Annotated in this window: 25 protein-coding genes, 4 tRNA genes and 1 pseudogene; 14 read left to right on the top strand and 16 right to left on the bottom strand. The window is 64.5% G+C overall.

What is annotated here, in order from left to right; genetic code table 11:
• Positions 1–33: 33 nt before the first annotated feature.
• The 7 genes and pseudogenes from pth to M0765_RS04330 form a co-directional block, all read right to left on the bottom strand.
• On the bottom strand, positions 34–666 hold the full coding sequence (gene pth, locus M0765_RS04360) for an aminoacyl-tRNA hydrolase (RefSeq protein ID WP_258502215.1): 633 nt from the start codon (positions 664–666) through the stop codon (positions 34–36).
• A 73-nt stretch (positions 667–739) separates the two neighbouring features.
• Positions 740–1,409: pseudogene (locus M0765_RS04355) on the bottom strand (50S ribosomal protein L25/general stress protein Ctc).
• Between the two features lie 95 nt (positions 1,410–1,504).
• Positions 1,505–2,476: a ribose-phosphate pyrophosphokinase gene (locus tag M0765_RS04350; protein WP_126747032.1), complete on the bottom strand. Its 972-nt coding sequence runs from the start codon at positions 2,474–2,476 to the stop codon at positions 1,505–1,507.
• Between the two features lie 174 nt (positions 2,477–2,650).
• Positions 2,651–2,727: transfer RNA gene (locus M0765_RS04345), tRNA-Gln, on the bottom strand.
• A gap of 68 nt (positions 2,728–2,795) precedes the next feature.
• Complete coding sequence (gene ispE / locus M0765_RS04340) at positions 2,796–3,686, bottom strand: 4-(cytidine 5'-diphospho)-2-C-methyl-D-erythritol kinase (RefSeq protein WP_258502214.1); 891 nt, start codon at positions 3,684–3,686, stop codon at positions 2,796–2,798.
• The gene (locus M0765_RS04335) at positions 3,683–4,195 is read right to left on the bottom strand and encodes a lipoprotein insertase outer membrane protein LolB (RefSeq protein ID WP_258508118.1); all 513 of its coding nucleotides are present in this window, start codon (positions 4,193–4,195) and stop codon (positions 3,683–3,685) included. The genes ispE and M0765_RS04335 overlap by 4 nt, the downstream gene beginning before the upstream one ends.
• Before the next feature lie 5 nt (positions 4,196–4,200).
• On the bottom strand, positions 4,201–6,054 hold the full coding sequence (locus tag M0765_RS04330; protein ID WP_258502213.1) for a tetratricopeptide repeat protein: 1,854 nt from the start codon (positions 6,052–6,054) through the stop codon (positions 4,201–4,203).
• Between the two features lie 70 nt (positions 6,055–6,124).
• On the opposite strand from M0765_RS04330, the gene mutM reads away from it, so the two are divergent.
• The 3 genes from mutM to mutY all read left to right on the top strand — a co-directional run bounded on the left by mutM (position 6,125) and on the right by mutY (position 10,060).
• Complete coding sequence (gene mutM, locus M0765_RS04325) at positions 6,125–6,937, top strand: bifunctional DNA-formamidopyrimidine glycosylase/DNA-(apurinic or apyrimidinic site) lyase (RefSeq protein WP_126747028.1); 813 nt, start codon at positions 6,125–6,127, stop codon at positions 6,935–6,937.
• An 89-nt stretch (positions 6,938–7,026) separates the two neighbouring features.
• On the top strand, positions 7,027–8,988 hold the full coding sequence (locus M0765_RS04320) for a dynamin family protein (protein WP_258502212.1): 1,962 nt from the start codon (positions 7,027–7,029) through the stop codon (positions 8,986–8,988).
• Between the two features lie 37 nt (positions 8,989–9,025).
• Positions 9,026–10,060, top strand: coding sequence for an A/G-specific adenine glycosylase (gene mutY / locus M0765_RS04315; RefSeq protein ID WP_258502211.1), 1,035 nt, complete (start codon positions 9,026–9,028; stop codon positions 10,058–10,060).
• Positions 10,061–10,064: 4 nt separating this feature from the next.
• Here the strand turns inward: mutY and rapZ are convergent, their stop codons facing one another.
• From rapZ to M0765_RS04300, 3 genes are read right to left on the bottom strand one after another with little or no spacing between them, the layout of a single operon-like run.
• The gene (gene rapZ / locus M0765_RS04310) at positions 10,065–10,940 is read right to left on the bottom strand and encodes an RNase adapter RapZ (RefSeq protein WP_258502210.1); all 876 of its coding nucleotides are present in this window, start codon (positions 10,938–10,940) and stop codon (positions 10,065–10,067) included.
• Positions 10,940–12,619 carry a DNA repair protein RecN gene (recN, locus tag M0765_RS04305; protein WP_258502209.1) on the bottom strand — a complete coding sequence of 560 codons (1,680 nt, stop codon included), beginning with the start codon at positions 12,617–12,619 and terminating at the stop codon, positions 10,940–10,942. Before recN ends, rapZ begins: the two co-directional genes overlap by 1 nt.
• A gap of 1 nt (position 12,620) precedes the next feature.
• Positions 12,621–13,532, bottom strand: a complete 912-nt coding sequence (locus M0765_RS04300) for an NAD kinase (RefSeq protein WP_258502208.1) — start codon at positions 13,530–13,532, stop codon at positions 12,621–12,623.
• A 28-nt stretch (positions 13,533–13,560) separates the two neighbouring features.
• Between M0765_RS04300 and hrcA the strand changes: the two genes are divergently transcribed.
• From hrcA to M0765_RS04285, 3 genes are all read left to right on the top strand, one after another.
• Complete coding sequence (gene hrcA / locus M0765_RS04295) at positions 13,561–14,568, top strand: heat-inducible transcriptional repressor HrcA (RefSeq protein WP_126747023.1); 1,008 nt, start codon at positions 13,561–13,563, stop codon at positions 14,566–14,568.
• Between the two features lie 33 nt (positions 14,569–14,601).
• Positions 14,602–14,678, top strand: a tRNA-Ile gene (locus M0765_RS04290).
• Positions 14,679–14,741: 63 nt separating this feature from the next.
• Positions 14,742–14,818 (top strand) — tRNA-Arg (locus M0765_RS04285).
• 51 nt (positions 14,819–14,869) lie between these two features.
• Here M0765_RS04285 and M0765_RS04280 read toward each other — a convergent pair.
• Together M0765_RS04280 and M0765_RS04275 are read right to left on the bottom strand one after the other, a co-directional pair.
• The gene (locus M0765_RS04280) at positions 14,870–15,133 is read right to left on the bottom strand and encodes a hypothetical protein (RefSeq protein ID WP_258502207.1); all 264 of its coding nucleotides are present in this window, start codon (positions 15,131–15,133) and stop codon (positions 14,870–14,872) included.
• Between the two features lie 199 nt (positions 15,134–15,332).
• Positions 15,333–15,530: a hypothetical protein gene (locus tag M0765_RS04275; protein WP_258502206.1), complete on the bottom strand. Its 198-nt coding sequence runs from the start codon at positions 15,528–15,530 to the stop codon at positions 15,333–15,335.
• Positions 15,531–15,537: 7 nt separating this feature from the next.
• Here M0765_RS04275 and M0765_RS04270 point away from each other — a divergent pair, with 7 nt between their 5' ends.
• Together M0765_RS04270 and greB are read left to right on the top strand one after the other, a co-directional pair.
• Positions 15,538–15,774: a hypothetical protein gene (locus tag M0765_RS04270; protein WP_258502205.1), complete on the top strand. Its 237-nt coding sequence runs from the start codon at positions 15,538–15,540 to the stop codon at positions 15,772–15,774.
• A 142-nt stretch (positions 15,775–15,916) separates the two neighbouring features.
• On the top strand, positions 15,917–16,501 hold the full coding sequence (gene greB, locus M0765_RS04265; RefSeq protein WP_258502204.1) for a transcription elongation factor GreB: 585 nt from the start codon (positions 15,917–15,919) through the stop codon (positions 16,499–16,501).
• Between the two features lie 19 nt (positions 16,502–16,520).
• Here greB and M0765_RS04260 read toward each other — a convergent pair whose 3' ends face one another.
• From M0765_RS04260 to M0765_RS04245, 4 genes are all read right to left on the bottom strand, one after another.
• Positions 16,521–18,776, bottom strand: a complete 2,256-nt coding sequence (locus M0765_RS04260) for a RelA/SpoT family protein (protein WP_157615641.1) — start codon at positions 18,774–18,776, stop codon at positions 16,521–16,523.
• Between the two features lie 93 nt (positions 18,777–18,869).
• Positions 18,870–19,073, bottom strand: a complete 204-nt coding sequence (gene rpoZ / locus M0765_RS04255; protein WP_021009011.1) for a DNA-directed RNA polymerase subunit omega — start codon at positions 19,071–19,073, stop codon at positions 18,870–18,872.
• A 31-nt stretch (positions 19,074–19,104) separates the two neighbouring features.
• Positions 19,105–19,725, bottom strand: coding sequence for a guanylate kinase (gene gmk / locus M0765_RS04250; RefSeq protein WP_015867099.1), 621 nt, complete (start codon positions 19,723–19,725; stop codon positions 19,105–19,107).
• 8 nt (positions 19,726–19,733) lie between these two features.
• Positions 19,734–20,648, bottom strand: coding sequence for a YicC/YloC family endoribonuclease (locus M0765_RS04245; protein WP_258502201.1), 915 nt, complete (start codon positions 20,646–20,648; stop codon positions 19,734–19,736).
• 91 nt (positions 20,649–20,739) lie between these two features.
• Between M0765_RS04245 and M0765_RS04240 the strand changes: the two genes are divergently transcribed.
• From M0765_RS04240 to M0765_RS04215, 6 genes are all read left to right on the top strand, one after another.
• The gene (locus tag M0765_RS04240; RefSeq protein WP_126747017.1) at positions 20,740–21,747 is read left to right on the top strand and encodes a serine/threonine protein kinase; all 1,008 of its coding nucleotides are present in this window, start codon (positions 20,740–20,742) and stop codon (positions 21,745–21,747) included.
• Complete coding sequence (locus tag M0765_RS04235) at positions 21,744–22,649, top strand: PP2C family protein-serine/threonine phosphatase (protein ID WP_258502199.1); 906 nt, start codon at positions 21,744–21,746, stop codon at positions 22,647–22,649. Before M0765_RS04240 ends, M0765_RS04235 begins: the two co-directional genes overlap by 4 nt.
• Before the next feature lie 62 nt (positions 22,650–22,711).
• Positions 22,712–23,443, top strand: a complete 732-nt coding sequence (gene rph / locus M0765_RS04230) for a ribonuclease PH (protein ID WP_258502198.1) — start codon at positions 22,712–22,714, stop codon at positions 23,441–23,443.
• A gap of 12 nt (positions 23,444–23,455) precedes the next feature.
• Positions 23,456–24,055, top strand: coding sequence for an RdgB/HAM1 family non-canonical purine NTP pyrophosphatase (gene rdgB / locus M0765_RS04225; protein ID WP_258502197.1), 600 nt, complete (start codon positions 23,456–23,458; stop codon positions 24,053–24,055).
• A gap of 29 nt (positions 24,056–24,084) precedes the next feature.
• Positions 24,085–25,344: a radical SAM family heme chaperone HemW gene (hemW, locus tag M0765_RS04220; protein ID WP_258502196.1), complete on the top strand. Its 1,260-nt coding sequence runs from the start codon at positions 24,085–24,087 to the stop codon at positions 25,342–25,344.
• 32 nt (positions 25,345–25,376) lie between these two features.
• Positions 25,377–25,464, top strand: a tRNA-Ser gene (locus M0765_RS04215).
• Positions 25,465–25,698 lie beyond the last annotated feature (234 nt).

Here is a 25,698-nt window from a genome sequence, read left to right as displayed (position 1 = left end):
CCTTTTCTCTCCCGCGCTCTCGTTGCCGGCTGACTAGGTGGCGGCGGGCGTGCCTCCATCGCCGGGCTCTCGCCGCGGCGGTTTGGGCCGGGGCGGTTTGCTCGTGTGAATGATCAAGGTGGCCTTTTCCATCTCGCCCGCCACCAGGGCGGGGGCCGCATGCAGCGTGCGCACGATGGCGTCCTCGATGGCTTCGCGCTGCTCCTTCAGCGGCTTCTTGAGCACCCAGTTGATCACCTCCGACTTCACGCCGGGATGGCCTATGCCCAGGCGCAGGCGCCAGTAGTCGCCGGTGCCCAGTTGTGCATGGATGTCGCGCAGGCCGTTGTGGCCGGCATGGCTGCCGCCGAACTTGAGCTTGGCCTGGCCGGGCACCACGTCGAGCTCGTCGTGTACCACGAGAATTTCTTCGGGCGCAATCTTGAAGAAGCGCGCGAGCGCGGCGACCGATTTGCCCGACAGGTTCATGAAGGTTTGCGGTTCGAGCAGCCACACGCTCTGCCCGCCGATGTTCGCGCGCGCGGCAAGGCCGTGGTAGCTGCGCTCGGGCACCAGATTGAGCTTCCAGTCACGTGCGAGCGCGTCGATCCACCAGAAGCCTGCGTTGTGCCGTGTGGCTTCGTATTCAGGCCCGGGATTACCGAGGCCGACAAACAGCTTGATCATGAGGGAATTATCTCGCCGCCCCAAAAGCAAAAGGCCCGCACGAAGCGGGCCTTTTGCAGGGTCGCGAGAAGAATTACTTCTTCGCAGCGGGCTTTGCCGTCTTGGCGGCAGGCTTGCCACCGGCGGCCTGCGGCGCCTTCGGCAGGTGCTGCGCCTTCAGCGGCAGGTGCCGGCTCTTCGGCGACCAGCGGCGGCACGGCCGACACGATGACGGGGTTCAGCTTGCCGTGGCTCACGAACTTCACGCCCTTGGGCAGCTTGATGTCGCTCACGTGCAGCGTGGCGTTCTTCTTCAAGCTGGAGAGGTCGACCTCGATGAACTCGGGCAGGTCGCTCGGCAGGCAGCTCACTTCGAGCTCGTTCATCACGTGCGTGACCAAGTTGTGGTCGAGCTTGACGGCGTCGGACTCTTCTTCACCCTTGAAGTGAAGCGGCACCTTCATGTGCAGGCGGGTCTTGGCATCGACGCGCTGGAAGTCGATGTGTTGCACCAGCTGGCGGAACGGGTGGTACTGCACGTCGCGCAGCAGCACTTTGCTGGTGGCGCCGCCGAGTTCCATTTCGAGGATCGAGGCGTGGAAGGCTTCCTTCTTGAGGGCGTGCCACAACGCGTTGTGATCGAGCTCGATCAGCTGGGGCTTGCCTTCACCACCATAGACGATACCGGGCGTCTTGCCCGAGATGCGGAGACGGCGGCTCGCACCCGTGCCCTGCTTGGCGCGCTCAAAAGCGACGAATTTCATAACAACTCCTGTGAGAGTCCACCGCGACCAGTGCGACTCCGGTTCAACAAGGGTGCCGTTCCGAAAAAAGGAAGTGGCGCCCGCTTTTTGCCAGATCAGAACAGGTTGTCCTGGTCCGAGAACAAACTCATGACCGACTCGCCCTTGGCAATGCGCTGGATCGTTTCGGCGATCAGTGGTGCCACGGAGAGTTGGCGGATCTTTCCGCAGGCCAAAGCGCCGTCGGAAAGAGGAATGGTGTTGGTCACGACCACTTCGTCGAGGGCGGAGTGGGTGATGCGTTCGATGGCCGGACCCGAGAAGATCGGGTGCGTGCAATAGGCGTAGACACTTTTTGCGCCGCGTTCCTTGAGCACTTCGGCCGCTTTGACCAGCGTGCCGGCCGTGTCGATCATGTCGTCCATGATCACGCAGTTGCGGCCGTCGATTTCGCCGATCACATTCATGACCTCGCTCACGTTGGCCTTCGGACGGCGCTTGTCGATGATGGCGAGGTCGCAGTTCAGCTGCTTGGCCAGGGCGCGTGCGCGCACCACACCGCCGACGTCGGGCGACACGACGATCAGGTCTTCGTAGTTCCTCTGGCGCAGGTCGCCCAGCAGCACCGGCGACGCATAGATGTTGTCGACCGGAATATCGAAGAAGCCCTGGATCTGGTCGGCGTGCAGGTCCATGGTGAGCACGCGCTCGACACCCACGGTTTCCAGCAGGTTGGCCACCACCTTGGCCGAGATCGGCACCCGGCTGGAGCGCGGGCGGCGGTCCTGGCGAGCATAGCCGTAGTAGGGAATCACGGCGCTGATCCGCTCGGCCGAGGCGCGCTTGAGCGCGTCGACCATGATGAGCAGTTCCATCAGGTTTTCGTTGGTCGGTGCGCAGGTGGACTGCACCACGAACACATCGCGCGCCCGGACGTTCTGGTTGATCTCGACGGTGACTTCGCCGTCGGAGAAGCGTCCAACGCGCGCGGCACCCAGCGAGGTACCGAGGTTTTGCGCGATTTCTGCGGCCAGGCCAGGATTGGCGTTGCCGGTGAAAACCATGAAATCAGGGTGATTAGCCTGCATGAGCGCGTCCCGGCAGTCGAAATTGGCTTTTAGGAAGCCGCCAAAGAGTTTGAGTCGTGGTGGCGGCTTGGAGGCCGCCGATTATTGCAGCCGGTAGGCTGCAAAAGAAGCACTGCGGCCCGTGGGCCGCAGTCTGAAAGCGCTGCGGCGGTAAGACCGCAGCCTGAAGAGATTTGGCAGGGGAGAAAGGATTCGAACCTTTGCATGCTGGAATCAAAATCCAGTGCCTTAACCAACTTGGCGACTCCCCTACACGGGTCGATGGTTTTCACCACAAACCGATATATGTCGCATCGGACCCATCACGATCCGATTATCTTCAGGTCGCCCATCCCCAGAGTGGATGAACGGCCAGGTTGCTGCATTGACGAACCTGCCAGCCCGCGGGGGCTTCGGCCAGTTTCGCTTCTTGCGGCCCTTGCGGCAATTTCGCGAATACCGAACTTCCGGAGCCGGTCATCCGGGCCTTCAATCCTTGGGCGCCGAGCCATTCGATGGCTTCGGTGACTGCGGGGCAAAGCCGTTGGGCAACCGGCTGCAGGTCGTTGTGGCCGAAGTCGAAAACCTTGAAAGCACTGCTTTCCTGGTTTGGAGCTTCAAGCTGTTCGCTATCTGCAGCAAAGCCCGAGATTATAGCAACAGGAGTGGCGCGTTGAAGGTCCGGCGCAGAAAAAATTAAGCGCGTATCGAGTCCCTCAGGTGGCTTGGCCACAACGAAACGTGCCGCAGGCACATTCACGGGGGTGATTTTCTCGCCGATTCCCTCGACCCAGGCATTGCGGCCCCCAAGGAAAAACGGCACGTCGGCGCCCAGTTTCACGCCGATTTCGGCCAGGCGCGACAGCGGCAGGTTCAGGTTCCAGAGCCGGTTGAGCGCCAGCAGGCAGGTGGCGGCGTCCGAAGAGCCTCCGCCCATGCCCGCCTGCGCCGGCACATGCTTGGCAATGCCGATATGGGCGCCCTGGCCGGGGCTGGCATGCGCCTGCAGCGCTCGGGCGGCGCGCAGCACCAGGTCGTCGGGCGGCAATTCGGTCGTCAGGTCTTCGCGGCTGAGTTGCCCGTCGCGCCGCAGCTCGACGTGCAGCGTGTCGCACCAGTCGATCAGCATGAAGACCGACTGCAGCAGGTGGTAGCCGTCTTCGCGCCGGCCGGTGATGTGCAGGAAGAGGTTGAGCTTGGCCGGTGCGGGAAGGTCGTAGATCGCCTTCATGACCGTTCGAACACGATGCGCAGATCGGCCGTGGGCCCCGGATTCTCACGCGTGGCCTGCAGGCGGCCGTTCGCCACCTGCGCCAAGTCGGGGCGCCAGCCGGGAACGCGGTCGTCGCGTCCCGCGAGCCAGCCGAAGAGTGCGCCCACGGGTATTGCGGCACCCGTGGCGGCTTCGATCAGCGCATCGACCGATTCGTAGCGCCGCACTTCGCTGCCGTTCTTGAGCAAGGCCTCGCCGGGCGACCAGTGCAACTGGGCCAGCGTGCTGCCGATGGGGCTCGTGAGCGACAGCTCGCCCGCTTCGGGAGAACCGCGCAATTCGAACAGAGCGGAGAAGGTCTGCACCGGCTGGCTGTCGATACGCAGCGACATGCGGCCGCTCCATGTGTCCGTGCCCTGGGGCCGCGCGCCACCGGAGAGCTGCGCGCAGCCGGCCGTTACCAGGAGCGCCGCAACGCCCGCCGCCATGAAGCCCCTGCGACCGCCCTGAAGATCCGGCCCGAGCATTGCCGTCACGGCTTGACCCGCAGGCGCTTGAGCGTCTCCTGCAGGGTTTCGTTTTCGGCATCGCTCAGCAAGGCCTCTTTCCAGATCGTGACGGCCCGGTCTTTCTGGCCGACCGTCCAGAGCACTTCACCAAAGTGCGCGCCGATCTCCGGATCGGGCCGCGTCTTGTAGGCCGCCTCCAGGATGCGAATGGCCTCGGTGGTGTTGCCCAGCCGGAATTCGACCCAGCCCAGGCTGTCCGCAATGAACGGATCTTGCGGCGCCAGCTGCACCGCTTTCTGGATCAGCGTGCGCGCCTCGTCGAGCCGGATCTTGCGATCGGCGAACGAGTAGCCGAGCGCGTTGTAGGCATTCTGGTTTTCGGGCTTGAGCTCGATCAGCCGGCGCAGGAGCCGCTCCATTTCGTCGAGGCGGTTCAGCTTCTCGGCCACCATGGCCTGGTCGTAGATCAGGTCGGTGTCGTTCGGCGCGGCGACGGAAGCCTGCGCCAGCATGTCGTAGGCCGCCTGGTATTGCTTGGCGTCGCGCAGCAGCTGCACTTCGGCGAGGAACTTCTGCTTCTTGTCCTCCGGCGTGCGCTCGGGCAGGCCGCGCAGCACTTCGCGTGCTTGCGGCAGCTTGCCCTGGCGTGCCAGCAGGCCGGCGCGGCGTGTCTGCGCCACGACCAGGTCGTCGGTGCTGTCGACGCGTGCGAGCCAGCGCTCGGCGCCCGTGAAGTCCTTGCGGCGCTCCGAGAGTTGCGACAGAAGCAGGTAGGCCTGCGTGGTGCCGCGCTGGCGATCGTCCGCATCCTTCTGGTCTTTTTGAGACGCGGCGAGCTCGACGTAACGCTTGAGCGATGTTTCGGCGGCCCCGTCCTGGCGCGCCTGCGCCTGCAGGCTGCCGAGCAGCAGCCAGGGTTCGGCCAGCTCGGGCCGCGCCGTGGTCAGCGCCTGCAGTTGCGCGCTGGAGTCGGCGAAGCGGCGGTTCTCGACCAGCACGCGTGCGTAGGCAACGCGCAGGTCGGGCGAGGCCTTGGGGTTGTTGGCAAGGTAGCGCGTGACGATCGGCTCGGCCAGCGGTTGGCTGGGGTCGATCATTTCGAGCGCCAGCGCGGCCGGCGCGTCGGAGGCGGGGTCGATTTCCTGGCCCTTGAACGCAGCGTCGAGCGCACCGGAGGTATCGCCCGCATTCAGGCGCATCCGTCCCACCGTTGCCCAGGCCAGCCCGCCGGTGGCCGGCTTGTTGAGTTCATCGGCCAGTGCCCGCTCGACCACCGAGGCGGCCAGTTTCTTGTCGGTGGAGCGCGAGTAGTTGCGCACGATCACCGCCATGAGCATGGGGCGTTCGACTTGCGAGGTGGCGGCGACTTCGGCGCGCAGCAGCTCGGCCGTTTCGCCGATGCGATTGAGCGCAATGAGGATCTGGAGCTCGATGCGGCGTGCATCGCGCGAGTTGGGCAACGTTTCCTGCCAGGCGCGGGCCGCTGCAAGCGCTGCATCGCCCGAACGCGACTGCAACGCAATTTCGACCGCGCGCTGAAACAGCTTGCCGTCGCGTAGGCGGCGCGCCGCGTCGAGCACCAGCGCGTAGCCCGCGCCGGGATCGCCGGAGCGCGTGGTCATCTCGCCCATCAGGATTTCGTAGAACAGCTCGGCCGTGAGCGCCGATGGCTGCGCGACGGGTTCGCTTGCCGGCTTGGCCGCGACCGGCGCCGCAGCCGGAGGCCTTGTGCCCGGCCGGGACGGGGTCGGCCGCTCGATGATGGGCGCCGGGCTGTTGGGCGCGGCGGGATCGGAGGTTTGCGCGTGAACCGCGCAAGCAAGCAGCACGAGAGACGCGGCCGCCGCAAGGCGGTGTCGGCGGGGCGATGGAATCATCGAACCATAATAATCCAAGCTTTTGAGCGAGCACCGCGTGGGGCTTCATTGCAGCCCGGAGTTTTTTCTTATGCCAGAGCTTCCCGAAGTCGAAGTGACGCGGCGCGGTTTTGCCGAACGCATTGCCGGTGCACGCATCGATGCGGTGCGCATCGGCAAGCCCTTGCGCTGGGCGCTGATGGTCGAGCCCGAGGCGCTGGTCGGGCGACAGGTGCTGCAGGTGCGCCGGCGCGGCAAGTACCTGCTGATCGATCTCGATCGCGGCCTGCTGCTGCTGCACCTGGGCATGTCGGGCAGCCTGCGCTTCGATGCGGCGCTGCCGCCGCCCGGCGTTCACGATCACTTCGATCTCGTGACCGACCGGGGTACCCTGCGGCTCAATGATCCGCGCCGCTTCGGTGCCGTGGTGTATGTGGAAGACGAGGCGGCGCCATGGGCCATCAAGCTGCTTGGCGGACTGGGCATGGAGCCGCTGGGCGACGGCTTCGACCTCGACGCGTTCCACGCCGGGCTTCGGAAGCGCCGCACGGCGGTGAAGCAGGTGCTGCTCGCGGGCGATGTGGTGGTGGGCGTTGGGAACATCTATGCGTCGGAGGCGCTGTTTCAGGCGGGCATTCGCCCGACCCTGTCTGCCGCACGAATCAGCCGGCCGCGCGCCGCCAAGCTTCATGCGGCGGTACGCGAAATTTTGGCCAGGGCGGTGGAGAAGGGCGGCAGCACGCTGCGCGATTTCTCCAATGTGGACGGGCAGAACGGCTATTTCCAGCTCGAAGCCACGGTCTACGGGCGGGCCGGCGAGCCTTGTCGGGTCTGCGCAACGCCGATACGGCAGCTACGCCAAGGCCAGCGTTCCACTTACTATTGTCCAAATTGTCAAAAATAGTTTTCTGGCGTCCACGTTCGAATATCCTGCAAACGGTTGCTCCACAGCTTGCGATGCTATATTTGTAAGTTGTTTCTTACATATTCCCTTTGAGCCGCTCTTTCAACCAACAACTCGATCAGCACGGCGCCTGGCGAAGCAATTTTGCTCACCGCCTCCAGTGGCTGTCCCGCTGGCTGACCGAGAACGAACTGCTCGACCAAGCCGTGGCCGAGCGCCTGCGCGGCCTCGAGCTGCAGATTCGCAACAGCAAGGTCATGGTCGCGTTCGTGGCCGAGTTCTCGCGCGGCAAGTCGGAGCTGATCAACGCGATCTTCTTCGCCGGCTACGGGCGGCGCATCATGCCGGCCAGCGCGGGGCGCACGACGATGTGCCCGACCGAACTGGGCTACGACGCCGCGGTGTCGCCCAAGCTGCGGCTGCTGCCTATCGAAACCCGGCTGGAACCCCATTCGCTCACGCACTGGCGCGAGAAGCCCACGCGCTGGACTGAAATTGCAATCGACGTAGAGAACGCCGAGCAGTTGGCCCTGGCCATGGGCAAGGTGGCCGAAGTGCGCTGGGTCAGCAAGGACGAGGCGCATGCGCTCGGCTTCTGGAACGAAGAAACACCCGACGACAACCCGGTGCAAGACGCCGAAGGCCGGGTCGAGATTCCGCGCTGGCGCCACGCCGTCCTGAACATGCCGCACCCGCTGCTGGAGCAGGGGCTGGTCATTCTGGATACTCCGGGCCTGAACGCGATTGGCGCCGAGCCCGAACTCACGGTCAGCCTCATTCCGCAGGCGCATGCAGTCGTCTTCATCCTGGGTGCCGAAACCGGGGTGACGCGTTCCGACCTGTCCATCTGGCGCGAGCACCTGGTCACCGAAAGCGAAGGCAGCGACACGCGCTTCGTGGTGCTCAACAAGATCGACACCATGTGGGATACGCTGAGCACGCCCGCGCAGATCGAAATGCAGATCGAGCGCCAGCGTGAAGTGGCGGCCAAGTTTCTCGAGGTGCCGCTCGTGCAGGTGTTGCCGGTGTCGGCGCAAAAGGGCCTGCAGGCAAAAATCCAGCGCGACGGGCGGCTGCTCGAAGCCAGCCGTTTGCTGGCGCTCGAAACGCTGCTCGCCGAGGGCGTGCTCGGCAAGCGCGAAACCATGCTGCGGCTTGCCGTCGATGCCGGCATGGTGGCATTGCGTGTCGAAGCCGAGCGCATCCTGAAGGTGCGCCAGCGCGACTTGTCGGAGCAGGCGCTCGAACTGCAGGGCCTGCGCGGCAAGAATGTTTCGGTGATCCGCCACATGCGTGCCCGCATCGACCAGGAGCAGAACGAGTTCGAGGGCAGCAACACGCGCATCCTCGCGCTGCGCTCCGTGCAGGGCAAGTTGCTGCGCGAGGTGTATGCCGTGCTCGGCCGCACCGCGCTCAAGGAGGACATGGTGCGGCTTTCAACCGCGCTCAAGCGCCCCGGCATCAAGCTCAACGTGCGCAAGGTGTACGGCGAGACCTTCGATTCATTGCGCAACAACCTGCGCGAAGTGCAGGCCACTACGGCCGAGATCCAGTCGATGCTGCACGCCACGTTCCGTCAACTCAATGCGGAGCAGGGCTTCAACCTGCAGGCGCCCGCCGAGCCGGACCTGACGAGCTTCGAACAGGAGCTGAGCCAGATCGAGCGCAGCCACATCCACTACCTGAGCGTCGGCAATCTGCTGAGGCTGGCACAAGCGGATTTCTGCGACAAGCTGGTGCGCGCACTCGCGAGCCGGCTGCGGCTGGTCAACGAAGCGGCCATGACCGAAGTCGAGCGCTGGAGCAAGGGTGCCAGCGCACAGATCGACGCGCAGCTGAAGGAGCGTCGCCGCACCTTCAGCAAGCGTATCGAGGCGATCGAGCGCATCCAGAATGCGGCCGGCAACCTCGACGAACGCCTGCTCGAACTTGCCGCGCAAGAGAGCAGCCTGGCCGAGCTGCATCTTCGGCTGCAGGAATTCACTTCGATGATCGCGCAACAGGGAAGGCCGGCCGCCGCGGCCGCCATCGGCGAACTGCGTGCGGCCTGATTGCCCGGTGCCCGGCGGCGCAACGCAGGAGTTGCACATGCCGGCTGATTTTGCGCAGCGTGTCGTGGCCTGGCAGCGCAGCCACGGGCGCAGCGAGCTGCCATGGCAGAACACGCGCGATCCGTACCGCGTGTGGCTGTCGGAGGTCATGCTCCAGCAGACCCAGGTCTCGACGGTGGTCGGGTACTTTGCGCGCTTTCTCGAACGCTTTCCTACGGTGCGGGCCCTGGCCGACGGTACGGAGGACGAGGTGTTCGGGCTTTGGAGCGGCCTGGGCTACTACAGCCGCGCGCGCAACATGCACCGCTGCGCCCAGGAGGTGGTTGCGCGCTTCGGCGGAGAGTTTCCGCGGACCGCGGCAGAGCTCACCACGCTGCCGGGCATCGGCCGTTCCACCGCATCGGCAATCGCGGCCTTCTGCTTCGGCGAGCGCGTGGCAATTCTCGACGGCAACGTGAAGCGGGTGCTGACGCGCGTGCTCGGCTTTGGCGGAGACATGTCTTCGTCGGCGCAGGAGCGCGCGCTCTGGGACCGGGCCACGCAGCTGCTGCCGCCTGACGGGCAAAAGGAAGCCATTGCGGGCTACACGCAGGGCGTGATGGATCTGGGCGCCACGGTCTGCCTGCCGCGCAAACCGAGCTGCATGATCTGTCCGGTGAACAGCATCTGCACCGGCCTGCGCGAAGGCCAGCCGGAGCGCTATCCCGTCAAGACACGCAAACTGAAGCGCAGTGCCCAGTCGCTCTGGACGTTGCTGGCGCGCGATGCGCAAGGCCGCGTCTGGTTGGAAAAGCGCCCGGCCAAGGGTATCTGGGCAGGGCTCTATTGCCTGCCGGTGTTCGAAAGCCGTGAAGACCTGCTGGCCGCACTGCCGCCGGCCGCGCAGCGCAAGGCGCAAGACCTGCAGCCCTTCGTGCACGTGCTGACCCACAAGGACTTGCATCTTCACCCGGTGATGCTCCATGGCGGCCAGCCGCAAGGCGAGACCGCGCGCTGGGTGGATGCGGAAGAGTGGGGCCGGCTCGGGTTGCCGGCGCCGATGCGCAAGCTGCTGGAAAGCAGCGCAGGCTAGCTGCTCAGATTGCGTCGAGTTCGCGGTGCCGCTTGAGGGCTCCCCAACGCGCGCCAAAGGCACGTGCCAGCTGTTCGACCAGGAAAACCGATCGGTGCTGGCCGCCCGTGCAGCCGATGGCCACCGTCACGTAGCTGCGGTGGTCTCGCGCCAGCGCATCGAGCCAGCGCGAAAGAAACTGCTCGATGTCATCGTACATGCGTGCCACGTCTTCGTGCTCGCGCAGCCATTCGACCACCGGCGCGTCGCGGCCGGTGAGCGGCCGCAAGGTCGGCACGTAATGCGGATTGGGGAGCATGCGCACGTCGAACACGTAGTCGGCGTCCAGCGGCACGCCGCGCTTGAAGGCGAACGATTCGAACACCAGCGTCAGCGCGCTTTGCGGCGCAGAGATCAGCGCCTTGATGTAGCTCTGGAGCTGCGCCGGCCGTATCAGGCTGGTGTCGATGACGTCGGCGCCGTCGCGCAGGTCGGCCAGCAACTCGCGCTCCAGTTCAATGGCCTGTATCAGCGCGCGCTCCTGCTCGGGCGCGTCGGTGCGGCCCTCCTGGCGCGAGAGCGGGTGCCGCCGGCGGGTTTCCGAATAGCGCCGCAGCAGGGCATCGGTGGTGGCGTCGAGAAACAGCGAACGCAGCGAAACACCGTCGTGCCGCAGCGCCTCGAGTTGCTGCGGAACGATCGGCAGCGACACGCCGCTGCGCACGTCCATGGCAATGGCAACGCGCTTGGCTTCCTGCTCGTGCTGCAGCGCGATGAACGGCGTCAGCAACTCGGGCGGCAGGTTGTCGACGCAGTAGTAGCCCGCGTCTTCCAGTGCATGCAATGCGACGGATTTGCCCGAACCCGACATGCCGGTGATGAGCACCAGATCGAGGTTCATCACAGCGTCGCCGATGTCTTGTGGCCCAGCATTTCGCGGGCATGCGCCAGCGAGGTGTGCGAAACCTTCTCGCCGCCGAGCATGCGGGCGATTTCCCGGGCGCGGTTTTCGTCGTCCAGGCGCGAAACGCCGCTTTCGGTGCGCGGGCCGTCCTGGCCGGCCGCGGCCGTCTGGCGCTTGGCCACTACCAGGTGGTGATCGGCACAGGCGGCCACTTGCGGCAGGTGCGTGACGGCCAGCACCTGGCGGTCGCGCCCGAGCTGCTTCATGAGGCGCCCCACGGTCTCTGCAACAGCGCCGCCCACGCCGGCATCGACCTCGTCGAAGATCAGCGTTTGCGCGGCGCCAAGCTGGCTCGTGGTGACCGCAATGGCCAAGGCAATGCGGGAAAGCTCGCCGCCCGAAGCCACCTTGCCGATGGGGCGGGGCGTGCTGCCCGGATGGCCGCTCACCAGAAAAGCGACGTCTTCGAGCCCGGCGCGGCCCGGCTGCGCGAGCGGCTGCAGTTCGACTTCGAACCGGCCGCCCTGCATGCCCAGCCCCTGCATGGCTTGCGTGACCGCTTCGGACAAGCGCGGTGCGGCCTGCTTGCGAGACTTGGCGAGCGCCTTGGCTTCCTTCATGTAGGCCTGCTGCGCAGCCTGTTCGGCACGCTCCAGGCCTTCGAGGTCGCTTTGTGCGTCCAACGCCTTCAACTCGGCTTGCCATCCCGCCAGCAGCGCGGGCAGGTCGTCGGGCGTGCGCTTGTAGCGGCGCGCCAGCGACATCCACAACCCCATGCGCTCGTCCAGTTCGGCAAGGCGCTGCGGATCGGCCTCTGCGTCGCGCAGGTAGCCGTGCAGCGAATGCGCGGCGTCTGAGGCCTGCGCCACGCTGGAGGCCAGCACTTCGCCGAGCGCGCGGAATTCGGGCTCGATGTGCTCGCAGTTCTGCAGCAGCGTCACCGCGCGCGAGAGCGCCGCCAGGGCGCCGTTGTCGTCGTCTTCGAGCGCCTGGCTTGCGCCCTGCGCCGCGTCGATCAGCGCCTGCGCGTTAGAGATGCGCGCGTGGTTGGTCGAGAGCTCTTCCCACTCGCCCTCGGCGGGCGCCAGCTTCATCACTTCGGCAATCTGCCATTGCAGCCGTTCACGCTCGCGCTGCAGAGAATTCTGCGCGGAGCGCGCGTTGTCGAGTGCGGAGATCGCCTGCCGCCAGCTGTGCCACGCCGCGTCCAGCGCATCGGTGCGCACGCCGGCATAGGCGTCGAGCAGGCCGCGCACGGCCTCGGGGCGCGTCAGGCTTTGCCATGCATGCTGGCCGTGAATGTCGAGCAGGCGGTCGCCGAGCTCCCGCAACTGCGTTGCCGTGGCCGGGCTGCCGTTGATCCAGCCGCGGCTGCGGCCTTGCAGGTCCACCGTGCGGCGCAGCAGCAGAGCGTCGCCGGATTCGAATCCGCCTTCGTCGAGCCAGGCCGCGAAGGCCGGGTCGGCATCGAATTCAGCGCTCACGTCGAGGCGCTCGGCGCCCTCGCGCACCGCGCCTGCATCCGCGCGGTTGCCCAGCGCCAGCTGAAGCGCGTCGATCAATATGGATTTGCCCGCGCCGGTTTCGCCGGTGAGCACCGTAAAACCGGCGGACAGGTCGAGTTCGAGTGATCGCACGATCACGAAGTCGCGCAGTGCGATGCGTCGCAGCGCCATCTCAGGAGCCCCCTTCGTTCCAATGTAGTTTCTTGCGCAGCGTGTCGAAATAGCTCCAGCCGCGCGGGTGCAGAAAGCGAACCCGGAAGTCGGAGCGCCGCACCACCACTCGGTCGCCGATGGCGAGCGAGGCCAAGGACTGCATGTCGAAATTGGCGCTGGCGCCGCGCCCCGACACCAGTTCGATCACGATCTCGTCCGCGTCGGGCAGCAGCACCGGGCGGTTCGACAAGGTGTGCGGTGCAATGGGCACCAGCACCCAGCCCGGCACCGCCGGGTGCAGCAGCGGCCCGCCGGCCGACAGCGCATACGCCGTCGAGCCTGTGGGAGACGCAATGATCAGCCCGTCGGCGCGCTGGTTGGCCACGAAGTGCCGGCCCACTGACACTCGCAACTCGACCATGCCCGAGGTGGAGTCGCGGTTCACCACCACATCGTTCATTGCCAGCGCGTCGAAAACCGATAGACCGTCGCGCATGACCTGTGCATGCATCAGGCTGCGGTGGTCTTCTTCGTATTCGCCGGCCAGCATGGGAATCAGCGTGGCCTGGTAGTTGTCGAGCGGAATGTCGGTGATGAAGCCGAGCCGGCCGCGGTTGATGCCGATCAGCGGAATGCCGTAGCACGCCAGTTGCCGGCCGATGCCCAGCATGGTGCCGTCGCCCCCGACCACCAGGCCCAGGTCGCAGCGCTGCCCGATTTCTTCTACGCTCAGCGCCTCGTAGCGGCCGCCTGCGATGGCGTCCGCAGCGGCCTCTGCAGCAGCGGATTTTTCGACGAAAACAGTGCACCCTTGCGATTCAAGGAAGGCGCCAATATCTTCCATGACGCCGTCGCGCGCGTCCGCTTGCGCCCGGGCGCCTGAAGCCTGGTATTTGCCGATCAGGGCGACGTTGCGAAAGCGGGAAGTCATATACAAATTACAACACTAAAATCTTGCAATGCTGGACGACCGTGCCAAGTTGCTCCTCAAGACTTTGGTGGAGCGTTACATCGCCGAAGGCCAACCGGTCGGGTCGCGGACTTTGTCGCGCGCGCCGGGGCTGGACCTTTCGCCCGCGACCATCCGCAACGTCATGTCGGACCTCGAGGCGCTGGGGCTGATTGCCAGCCCGCACACCTCGGCCGGCCGCATTCCCACGGCCCGTGGCTACCGGCTCTTCGTCGACACCATGCTCACTGCCGAGCGCGAGCAGATGAGCGCGCCGAGCCTGGCGCCCGACCAACCGCAGAAGGTGATAGCCAACGCGGCCAGCCTGTTGTCCAACCTGTCGCAGTTCGTGGGCGTCGTCATGGCGCCTCGGCGGGCGTCAGTGTTCAAGCAGATCGAGTTCCTGAAGCTTTCCGAGCGGCGGCTGCTGGTGATCATCGTCTCGCCGGACGGCGACGTGCAAAACCGCGTGATCTTTCCCGAGGCCGACTATTCGCAGTCGCAACTGGTCGAGGCGTCGAACTACATCAACGCCCACTATGCGGGCCTGACCATCGAGCAGGTGCGCGACCGGCTTCAGTCAGAAGTCGAAAAGCTGCGCGGCGAGATTGCCGCGCTGATGCAGGCGGCCGTCAAGGTCAGCTCCGAGGTGTTGACCGAAGCGCAGGAAGACGACGTTGTGATCTCCGGCGAGCGCAACCTGCTCTCGGTGACCGACTTTTCCAGCGACATGGGACAACTGCGCCGCGCCTTCGAACTGTTCGAACAGAAGGCGCAGCTCATGCGGCTGCTCGACGTGTCGAGCAAAGCCGAGGGCGTGCGCATCTTCATCGGCGGCGAGAGCCAGGTGGTGCCGATCGAAGAGCTTTCCATCGTCAGCGCCAACTACGAGGTCGATGGGCAGGTCGTGGGCACCCTCGGCGTCATCGGGCCGACCCGCATGCCTTACGAGCGCATGATCCAGATCGTCGACATCACCTCGCGCCTGGTCAGCAACGCGCTGAGCCACCGTAAGTAGGGCTGCACGGCGAATAGAATCGAGGTCTCTCGTGGGCCGTTAGCTCAGTTGGTTAGAGCAGCGGACTCATAATCCGTTGGTCGATGGTTCAAGCCCATCACGGCCTACCACTTGCATTCATTTCTGAGCTGGTCCGGTTTGGGCCAAAAATGGATGCTATAATCGATAGCTGTGCGGCTGTAGCTCAGTTGGATAGAGTACTTGGCTACGAACCAAGGGGTCGTGGGTTCAATTCCTGCCAGCCGCACCACTCTCTTAAAGGGTTAGGACATCAACGTGTCCTAACCCTTTTCCTTTTTGTCTATCGGCATGCCAGAGAGGGGCCCCCAGGCAAGGTGGTCACATCGATGGGATCGCTGCCGATGCTCGTGGCAAACCACCGAAAGGTGTTCGTCCGGTTGTCACCGCGGCCCGTGGTCCGCACGAACAGATAACCCGAGGTTGCATTGCCCAACCCGTCGACCGGAATGCCCGCGGCCCGCAGCGCCGCGACTTCGGCGCTGGCGCTCATGCCGTAGGGCAACTGCAACGTGATGGTCGCGTTATGAATGACCTGAGTGACCATTGCTTCCCACCAGAGTCCATAGAGCTCGGAGCTTCTCTCCCGTTCAACTCATCAGTAGCAAGCCTCGGGAATTAAGAATGTGACTTATTTCACGTGAAGACGAAAATGTTAACGTTTATTGATACCGTAACAATTAGTCCGTAAGACATAGGTCGAACCCTGCCGGCCGGGGAAACGGCTTAGAGTGAATCATGGGTACTCACGCAAAAAGACTCGCACTTCCGCTCCTTTTCTTGCTGTCCTTGGCCACAGGTTCGGTCTGGGCAGGAAAGATCACCTGCATTCCGGGCGCGAACAGCGGAACCGCCTCGTCCCTCAATTCGATCCGCAGGATTTCAATCGACGAGCACTCTCGCACCGTCAACATGGACGTCGTTCGCTCCAGGACGAAAGACACGGAAACCATGGGCAAGCTGAGAGCGGACCTGGTGAACATGGAAGAAAGCCAGTCCGGCGAGCCCGTCTATGTCTTCAACTCCATCCCGACGGTCGGGGTCGAAACCACGAGCCTCTTCAAGCTGTTCAAGACCACAGAGTGGCGCCTGATGAGCGCCGGCGTGACGTTCGTGAACAAGGTGCCCGCGCTGCGCGCCGTCGAACAAAGCGTGGTTTTCGACTGCAAGCGCTCCGACCTGGGGTGAAGCAAGTCGGCCCGGTACGCAAGGCCTCGCCCCCAAGGATCGGGGCACAATATGTTGAACGGGCGACTCAGGAGTTCGCCGCACTTCATCATGAAGGCCTGCAATGAAAGTTGCGGGCCTTTTTAAATTCGGAGGTTTTGCCTTGAGCAAAGCATTCACCAAGGAAACCGACGCCGACGAAGACGACGACGGCGGCGAAAGCGCCGGCCCGGCGCTGCCCAGCGGAAGCAAGAATTACATCACGCCAGCGGGATATGCCCGGCTGCGCGACGAATTGCTGCAATTGATGGACGAAGAGCGCCCCAAGGTCGTCGAGGCGGTGCATTGGGCGGCCAAGAATGGCGACCGCTCGGAGAATGGCGATTACCTCTACGGCAAAAAGCGCCTGCGAGAAATCGATCGGCGCATTCGCTTTCTGACCAAGCGGCTGGAGATTGCCGAGGTGACCGACCCCTCGGTGCACCATGGCAGCGATCAGGTTTTCTTTGGCGCCACGGTGCGCTATGCCGATGAAACGGGCGACGAGCGCAGTGTGACCATCCTGGGCATCGACGAAGCGGACAGCGCCCAATCGCAAGTCAGCTGGATTTCGCCCATCGCGAGGGCCTTGCTCAAGTCACGCGAGGGCGACGTGGTGAAGCTCGTGACGCCGGGCGGCACGCATGAGGTCGAGTTGCTGTCTGTGAGCTATCCCGCTCCCTCTGCGGGTTCAAGCACCGCGGAGTAAGCGCCGCACGGCCGGCGTTTCAGGGCGCCGGAACCGTTCGCGCCGCGGTCAACACAGAGGCTGTTCGCCGCGCCGCACGCAACACCGCGTCGAGATGGCTTCGATCACGCACGGCAATCACAAAGCGCAGGTCGGTTGAATCCTGCGGCGTTTCGTCGGCCATTTCGACGTGCGTGATGTCCGCTTCGGCGTCCGCCAGCGTTGCGGCCACCCGTGCGAGCACGCCCTTGTCGTTGCGCACGGTAATCACCACACCGGTTTCGAAGGCGCGGGTCGGTTCGTCCGCCCATTCGACCGCGAAAAAGCGCTCGCTGTCTTTATGGCGCAAGCGTTGGCCGACGCCGCAGCTTTCGGTGTGCACCACCAAGCCTTCGCCGTGCCCAAGGTAGCCGACGATCTCATCGCCCGGAATCGGACGGCAGCACAGGGCAAAGCGAACAGAGGAGTTCTCGCTTCCGTCCAGCGTCACGGCGCCCTGCGAAATGGTTTCGTGCGAAATGAAGCGCTCGCGGCTCAGCAGCAGCGCATCCGGCCGCTCGCCCAGTTCGGAGAGCATGGCCACAAGCCGCTTGGCGACGATGCTGGCAATTCGCTTGCCAAGGCCGATGTCGGTCAGCAGCTCGGCGCGCGTCCGGTTGCCGGTAAAGCGCAGCAACTTTTCCCACAGCGCCTGATGCTCGGCATCGTCGGCCGGCAACTTGCTGAGGCCCTCGGCACGCAGCGCCTGCGCGAGCAGTTTTTCGCCCAGGCCTTCGGACTCGGCGTGCGCCAGCGTCTTCAAATAATGGCGAATCTTGGAGCGCGCGCGCCCGGTTCGAACAAAGCCGAGCCAGGCCGGGTTGGGCGTCGACACGGGCGCGGTAATCACCTCGACCACGTCGCCGTTCTTCAGTTCGGTGCGCAGCGGCACCTGGTCGCCGTTGATACGTGCAGCAGACGTGTGATCGCCGATGTTGCTGTGAATGGCGTAGGCAAAGTCGACCACTGTGGCGCCGCGCGGCAGCGCCAGAATCTGGCTCTTCGGCGTGAACACATAAACCGCATCCGGGAACAGGTCGACCTTGACGTGGTCCCAGAACTCGGCCGCGTCGCGGGTTTCGTCCTGAATGTCGAGCAGCGACTGCAGCCACTTGGTGCCCAGCCGGTCGTTGCTTGCCGCATTCGGCTCCGCGGCCTTGTAGAGCCAATGCGCCGCCACGCCGGATTCGGCCACCACGTGCATGGCCTCCGTGCGCAGCTGAAACTCCACGTTCACACCGGCCGGGCCCACCAGGGTGGTGTGCAGCGACTGGTAGCCGTTGAGCTTGGCAATGGCGATGTGGTCCTTGAACTTGCCCGGCAGCGGCTTGTACATCTGGTGCAGGATGCCCAGGCCCGTGTAGCAGGCGATCACGTTCGGCACGATCAGCCGAAAACCGTAGATGTCGGTCACCTGGGCAAAGCTCAGGTGCTTTTCTTCCATCTTGCGGTAGATGGAATAGAGCGTTTTCTCGCGCCCAGCAATCCGCAGCGTCATGCCGGCGGCCGAGAAAGCGGTTTCGACCTCTTTCTGCACCTTCTGGATCAAATCGCGCCGTCGGCCCCGCGCCTTGGCCACGGCCTTGGACAACGTGGCGTAGCGCCAGGGCTTCAGGTGGCGAAACGACAGCTCCTGCAGCTCGCGATAAGTCTGGTTCAGCCCGAGCCGGTGGGCGATGGGCGCGTAGATCTCGAGCGTTTCGCGCGAAATGCGGGCCCATTTCTCGCGCGGCGCATCGTCCAGCGTGCGCATGTTGTGCGTGCGATCGGCCAGCTTCACCAGGATGACGCGCACGTCGCGCGCCATGGCCAGCAGCATCTTGCGGAACGATTCGGCCTGGTTTTCTTCGCGCGTGTTGAACTGCAGCTTGTCCAGCTTGGTGAGCCCGTCGACCAGTTCGGCGACTGGGGCGCCAAAGCGTTCGATCAGCTCCGGCTTGGTAACGCCGCAATCTTCGATGGCGTCGTGCAGCAGGGCGGCCATCAGGGCCTGCGCGTCGAGCTTCCATTCGGCACATTGCGCCGCCACGGCAATCGGGTGCGTAATGTAGGGCTCGCCGCTGTTGCGCAGCTGGCCCAGGTGGGCCTCGTCGGCAAAGCGGTAGGCGCGGCGGACCAGCTCGGTGTCCTCGGGGCTCAGGTAATCGAGCCTGGCCGTCAGCGCGGCAAAGCTTGCGGCGGCCGCATTCAGCGCCGCCGGGCTCGGCTTTGGCATGCCCGAAGGGGCATGGGACTGATGTTTGGCAACCGCACTCATGGCTACCACTTTAGCGTGACCGCTGTATGGACGCGTCCAGACGTAAAAAAAGCACCGCTTTGCGGTGCCTTTTCGTTGCAGGGGTGCGTCAGATCAGCCCGGCACCTTCTTGAGCATTTCGATGCCGATCTTGCCTTCGGCGATCTCGCGCAGGGCGGTCACGGCGGGCTTGTTCTTGCTCTCGATCTTGGGCGCATGGCCTTGGCTCAGCATGCGCGCACGGTAGGTGGCGGCCAGAACCAGCTGGAAGCGGTTGGGGATCTGAAGCAGACAATCTTCGACGGTGATGCGGGCCATGATGAGAATCTTTCGGTCAGTGAGCAGGAAATCAGGGGATGTTCAGTGCGGCAAATGTGTCGGCACGTGCGCGGCGTTGTGCAGAGTACCGAAGCCGCTGAGCGTGGACGATCGCCTTGAGATCGAAAAGCGCGCGCTCAAATAACTCGTTGATTATAACGAAGTCGAATTCCCCCGCCCGGGCCATCTCTTCGGCGGCATTCTTGAGCCGCAGCTCGATGACGGCGGCGCTGTCTTCGCCGCGCCGTTCCAGCCGGGAGCGGAGTTCTTCCCAGCTTGGCGGCAAGATGAAAATCATGACCGCGTTGGCAAAGGTCTTGCGAATCTGGATCGCGCCCTGGAAGTCGATTTCCAGAATAACGTCCGCCCCCTGGGCAATTCGCTCTTCAATGGCCTTTTTGGAGGTGCCATACCGGTGCCCGTGCACGTGGGCCCATTCCACAAAGCCGTCCGCGGCAATCATGGCGTCGAACTCCGACGGCGAGGTGAAAAAGTACTCCCGGCCGTGCTTTTCTTGCCCGCGCGGTGGCCGGGTGGTGTGCGAAACCGAGGGCTGAACGGCCGTGTCCAGCTCCATGAGCGCTTTGACCAGGCTCGATTTGCCGGCACCGCTGGGTGCCGCCACCACAAAAATGTTGCCCGGATAGTCCATACGCTCGCTCATTCGATGTTTTGTACCTGTTCGCGCATCTGCTCGATCAGCACCTTCATGTCCACGCCGATGCGGGTGAGCTCCAGCGCTGCGGACTTGGAGCCCAGTGTATTGGCCTCGCGGTGCAGTTCCTGGATCAAGAAGTCCAGCCGCTTGCCGATTTCGCCGCCCTTCTTGAGCAGCCGCTCGATCTCGTCCAGGTGCGAATTGAGGCGCGTGAGCTCTTCCGCCACGTCGATGCGAATCGCAAAAGCCGTCGCCTCGTTCAGCGCCCGGTCTTGCGCGGCCTCGGGCAGGGTGCCGCCCGTCAGGCCCATGGCCTCTTGCCAGCGTTCCAGGAAGCGCGCGCGCTGCTGCTCGACCAGTTGAGGAATCAGCGGGCCGGCCTGTTCGACCAGCGTACGCAGCTGGGCCAGGTGCGCTTCCAGCATCTTGGCGAGCCGCGCGCCTTCGCGCTGGCGGGCGGACATCAGCGCTTCCAGCGCCTTGCCGGCCACGTCGAGCAGGTCGCTGCCCCAGTCGCCGCGGGTGGTGCCGTCGCCGCCGGCCAGCCGCAAGACGTCGGCCACGCTCAGTTCGCGGGCGCCGGGCAGCCAGGCCTTGATGCCGTCTTGCACGCCGTTCAGGCGCTGCAGCAGCTTGACCGAGGGCTCGGCAATGCCGCCCTGGGCCGTGTTTTCGATGGCGGCCCGCACTTCGACCTTGCCGCGCTTCAGCTTGCCCGTGAGCAGCTCGCGCAGCGCGGTTTCATGCTGGCGCAGTTCTTCAGGCAGTTTGAAGGTGAGGTCGAGAAAGCGGCTGTTGACCGAGCGTATTTCGACCCCGAGTCGGCCTGCGGCGGTAGGCCGTGCTTCGGCTTCGGAGTGGCTGCCAACGGGGCCGTTCTGGCCACTGGCATAGCCGGTCATGCTGTAAACTGGCATTGCGCCTCACTGTGGTTTTTGCTGTATGCACCGAGGCGTCGGCATGGCGTTCGCTTGCCGCACCATCGCCTTCGGGCGAAACTCCCGGATTATGTCAAAGGTCAAGCCTTCGCCCCTGCTGCCCGATACGGTCATTGGCGGTTACCGCATCGTTCGCCGGCTTTCAGCAGGCGGGTTTGGCGTCGTCTATCTCGCCATCGACCCCAGCGGACAGCAGGTTGCCATCAAGGAATACCTGCCTTCCTCGCTGGCAACTCGCGGGCCCGGCGAGCTCACGCCCGAGGTCGCGCCCGAAAAGCTCTCCCTCTACCGGCTCGGCCTGAAGAGCTTTTTCGAAGAAGGCCGCTCGCTCGCGCAAATCTCGCATGCCTCGGTGGTCAGCGTTCTCAACTTCTTTAGAGAGAACGAAACCGTCTACATGGTCATGAACTACCTGGAGGGCGCCACCCTGCAGGACTTTGTGGTGACCGCGCGCGACCTGAAACGGCCCAAGGTCTTCCGCGAATCGACCATCCGCTCGCTTTTCGATGAAATTCTGCGCGGCCTTCGCATCGTGCACCAGTACAAGATGCTCCACCTGGACATCAAGCCCGCCAACATCTTTGTTACCGACGAAGACCGCGCCGTGCTGATCGACTTTGGTGCCGCACGCGAAGTGCTCAGCAAAGAGGGCATTTTCATCCGCCCCATGTACACCCCCGGCTTTGCCGCCCCCGAGATGTACCGGCGCGACTCGTCCATGGGCCCCTGGACCGACATCTACGCCATTGGCGCCTGCATCTACGCCTGCATGCAGGGCTACCCGCCCAACGACGCGCCGCGCCGCATCGAGAAAGACCGGCTCAGCCTGTCGCTGTCGCGCCTGCGCGGCGTGTACTCCGACAACCTCATCGAAGTGGTTGAATGGTGCATGTCGCTCGACCCGCTTTCCCGCCCGCAGTCGGTCTTTGCGCTGCAAAAAGAACTCAGCCGCGAAGGCGAGCGGCGCTACACCAAGCTCACCGTCGGCGAGAAGGTGCGGCTTTCATTCGACAACATCCGCTCCTTCGACAAGAAGGCCCTGCCCAGGGCCGCGGCACCTACCACCCGTCCGGCATGAAATTCTCGGTATTCCAGGTCAGCCGCAAAGGCGGCCGCCTCAAGAACGAAGACCGCATGGGCTATTGCTACACGCGGGAGTCCGGCCTGTTTGTGCTGGCCGACGGCATGGGCGGCCACCCCGAGGGCGAGGTTGCGGCCCAGCTCGCATTGCAGACCATTGCGGCGCTGTACCAGCGCGAAGCCCGCCCAACGGTCAAGGACGTGAAGGCCTTCTTGGCGGAATCGGCCATGGCGGCGCACCAGCAGATCATGCGGTACGCCAGCAACAAGGCCATGCTCGACACGCCCCGCACCACCGTGGTTGCGGCCGTGCTCCAGGGCACCACCGCCACCTGGATGCATTGCGGCGACTCGCGCCTTTACGTGGTGCGCGACGGCCGCCTGCTCACCCGCACGCGCGACCATTCGCATGCCGAGCGCCCGCGCCCCCACGGCTCCGACATGCCCGTCAACCGCAACCTGCTGCTCACCTGCCTGGGTTCGCCTACCACGCCGCTGTTCGATATTTCTGCCCCGTTGCAACTGCAGCGCGGCGACCGCATCATGCTGTGCTCCGACGGCGTGTGGGGCGTGCTCGACGACGCCGTCATCGTGCACACCCTGTCTTCCGACAAGCCCGTGTCCGATGCTGCGCCAGACCTGGCCGAAATGGCGCTTCGCAAGGGCGGCGCCCACAGCGACAACGTCACGCTCATCGCGCTCGAATGGGAAATGTCCGATTCAAAGCGCGAAGACCGCGGCGTTTCGACCGAAACCATCGACGACGGCGTGTTTGCCTCCACCATCCAGGCCGGCATGCCCTCCGACGGCGAGATCGACGACATGGACGAAGACGCCATCGAGCGCTCCATTGCCGAAATCAACGAAGCCATTCGCCGTTCTGCCGCCAAGAAGATCTGATATTCGGGCTGCTTCGGCTTGCGGAGCTGCCTCCGCTTTTGTTTCTTACATACCTCTAAAAAATGACTGCTTTCACACGAAGCGGCGGCCGTGCCGCCGACCAGCTGCGCCCCGTTCGCATGACCCGCGGCTTCACCATTCACGCTGAAGGCTCGGTGCTCATCGAATTCGGCCAAACCCGCGTGCTGTGCACCGCCTCGGTCGAAGAGCGCGTGCCCCCGCACAAAAAGGGCAGCGGCGAAGGCTGGGTTACCGCCGAATACGGCATGCTGCCCCGCGCCACCCACACCCGCAGCAGCCGCGAAGCCGCCAAGGGCAAGCAGACCGGCCGCACGCAAGAAATCCAGCGCCTTATCGGCCGCTCGATGCGCGCCGTGTTCGACTTGGCCGCCCTGGGCGAGCGCACCATTCACCTCGACTGCGACGTGCTGCAGGCCGACGGCGGCACCCGCACCGCGGCCATTACCGGCGCATTCGTCGCCGCGCAAGACGCCGTCAACAAGCTGCTGGCCGCCGGCACCATTCCCGCAACGCCCATCCGAGGCCACGTGGCCGCCATTTCGGTCGGCATCGTCGGCGGCACGCCGCTGCTCGACCTGGAATACACCGAAGACTCCGCCTGCGACACCGACATGAACGTGGTGATGACCGGCGCCGGCCATTTTGTTGAAGTGCAGGGCACCGCCGAAGGCGCGGCGTTTTCGCGCGACGAGATGAACATCCTGCTCGGCCTGGCCGAAAAGGGCATTGGCGAACTCATTGTCATGCAGCAGCAGGTTTTGCTCGCCAAATAAGCAATGGCGGCAATGCAACTGGTTTTGGCATCAAACAACGCCGGCAAGCTTGCCGAGCTTCAGCAACTGTTTGCGGAGCTGTCCGTCACGCTCGTGCCCCAATCGGCACTGGGCGTGGGCGAGGCCGAAGAGCCGTTTCGCACCTTTGTTGAAAACGCCCTGGCCAAGGCGCGCCATGCCAGCGCCGCCACCGGCCTGCCCGCCATTGCAGACGACGCCGGCCTTTGCGTCGATGCATTCGGCGGCCTGCCCGGCGTCGACACCGCGTTTTATGCCACCCAGTTCGGCTATGCCAAGGGCGATGCCAACAACGTGAAAGCCTTGCTCGAGCAGCTGAACGGCGTAGCCAACCGCCGCGCCGCGCTCGTCAGCACCCTGGTTGCGCTGCGCGGCCACGACGACCCCGAGCCCCTCATCGCCGTAGGCCGCGTGGTCGGCGAAATAACCCGGGCGCCCATTGGCGACAACGGCTTCGGGTTCGACCCCGTCATGTACCTGCCCAGCTTTGGCAAAACCTTTGCCCAACTGCCGCCCGAGGTAAAAAACGCCAACAGCCACCGCGGCCAGGCGGCAAAGGCCATGCTCGCGCTGATGCGCGAACGCTGGTTTTGACCGACGGGCTGACTGACTGACTGAACCCAATGGCCACCGTGTTTCCCATTCAGCCGGCGCAGGCCGCGGGCGCCCCGCAGGCCAACGACGTGCTGCATTGGATGCGGCCCGGCCCCCTGCAACTGGCGGCGCTGCCGCCTTTGTCCCTCTACATTCATTTGCCCTGGTGCCTGCGCAAATGCCCTTATTGCGACTTCAACTCGCACGAGTGGCGCGCCACCAGCGAGGCCGAGGCTGAAGGCATTCCCGAGGCGGCGTACCTCGATGCGCTCATTGCCGACCTGGACGCCGCGCTGCCCCTGATCTGGGGCCGCACCGTTCACACCATTTTTATCGGCGGCGGAACACCCAGCCTCTTTTCACCCCAGGCCATCGACCGCCTGCTGGGCGACGTGCGCGCCCGCCTCAAGCTCGCGCCCGAGTGCGAAATAACGCTTGAAGCCAACCCCGGCACCTTCGAGCGAAACCGCTTTCGCGCTTACCGCAGCGCGGGCGTCACCCGCCTTTCGGTGGGGGTGCAAAGCTTTAACGACGAGCACCTGAAAGCGCTTGGCCGCGTGCACGACCGCGCCCAGGCCATTGCCGCCGTGGAAGAGGCCGCCAGCGCGTTCGACACCTTCAACCTAGACCTGATGTACGCCCTGCCGGGCCAGACCATCGAGGGCCTGGACGCCGACCTGAGCCAAGCGCTGGCGCTCGCGCCGCCGCACATATCGGTGTACCACCTCACCATTGAGCCCAACACCTGGTTCGCCAAGTTTCCGCCCGCCTTGCCTGAAGACGACCTGGCCTACGCCATGCTCGACCGCATCACCGAGCGAACCGCTGCCAGCGGCATGGCGCGCTACGAGGTTTCTGCCTATGCGCGCAGCGGCCACACCTGCGCGCACAACCTCAACTACTGGCAGTTTGGCGACTACCTTGGCATTGGCGCCGGCGCGCACAGCAAGCTGAGCTTTGCGCACCGCATCGTGCGCCAGGTGCGTTACAGAGAGCCGCGCCTGTACATGCAAAACGCCAGTGCCGGCATGGCCGTGTCGCAAAGCGACGAGGTTGCGCTGGCCGACTTGCCGTTCGAGTTCATGCTCAACGCGCTGCGCCTGAAAGAAGGCTTTACGCTGCCCCAGTTCAGCGAGCGCACCGGCCTCGCCATGACCAGCATTCAAAAAGGCCTGGAAGAAGCCGAGCGCAAGGGCCTTATCGCGCGCGACTTGCACCGCGTGTGGCCGACCGAACGCGGGCTGGATTTTTTGAGCGACCTGCAGACGCTTTTCCTGCCCGAGGATTGACGGGCCAGCGTCAGCATAAAATCGACGGTTCCGGAGAGTTGGGTGAGTGGTTTAAACCAGCAGTCTTGAAAACTGCCGACGTGAAAGCGTCCGTGAGTTCGAATCTCACACTCTCCGCCAGCTGTTGATGCCTCTCATCAAGGCTCGGCCAGTCCATGAAAGCACTAGTCGCTGTGTTTTCACTTCTCCAGAAGATCGTCGCCCCGGCCCTGCTGCCGACGGCGGGCGCCAGAGTCATCTCGGCGAACTCGTTCGGAAGCTTCTCAGCTCAGCCCAATAGTCACGAAGGTGGAGCGAAACCCGTGCAACGGTGCTCACGTTCATGCGGCGCACACCTGCGTAAGTGGTCATGTC

The sequence above is a fragment of the Variovorax sp. S12S4 genome (assembly GCF_023195515.1).
In the GTDB taxonomy this organism is placed as follows: domain Bacteria; phylum Pseudomonadota; class Gammaproteobacteria; order Burkholderiales; family Burkholderiaceae_C; genus Variovorax.
Note: the sequence above shows the minus strand (reverse complement) of the source record. Positions and strands in the feature narration are given on the sequence as shown.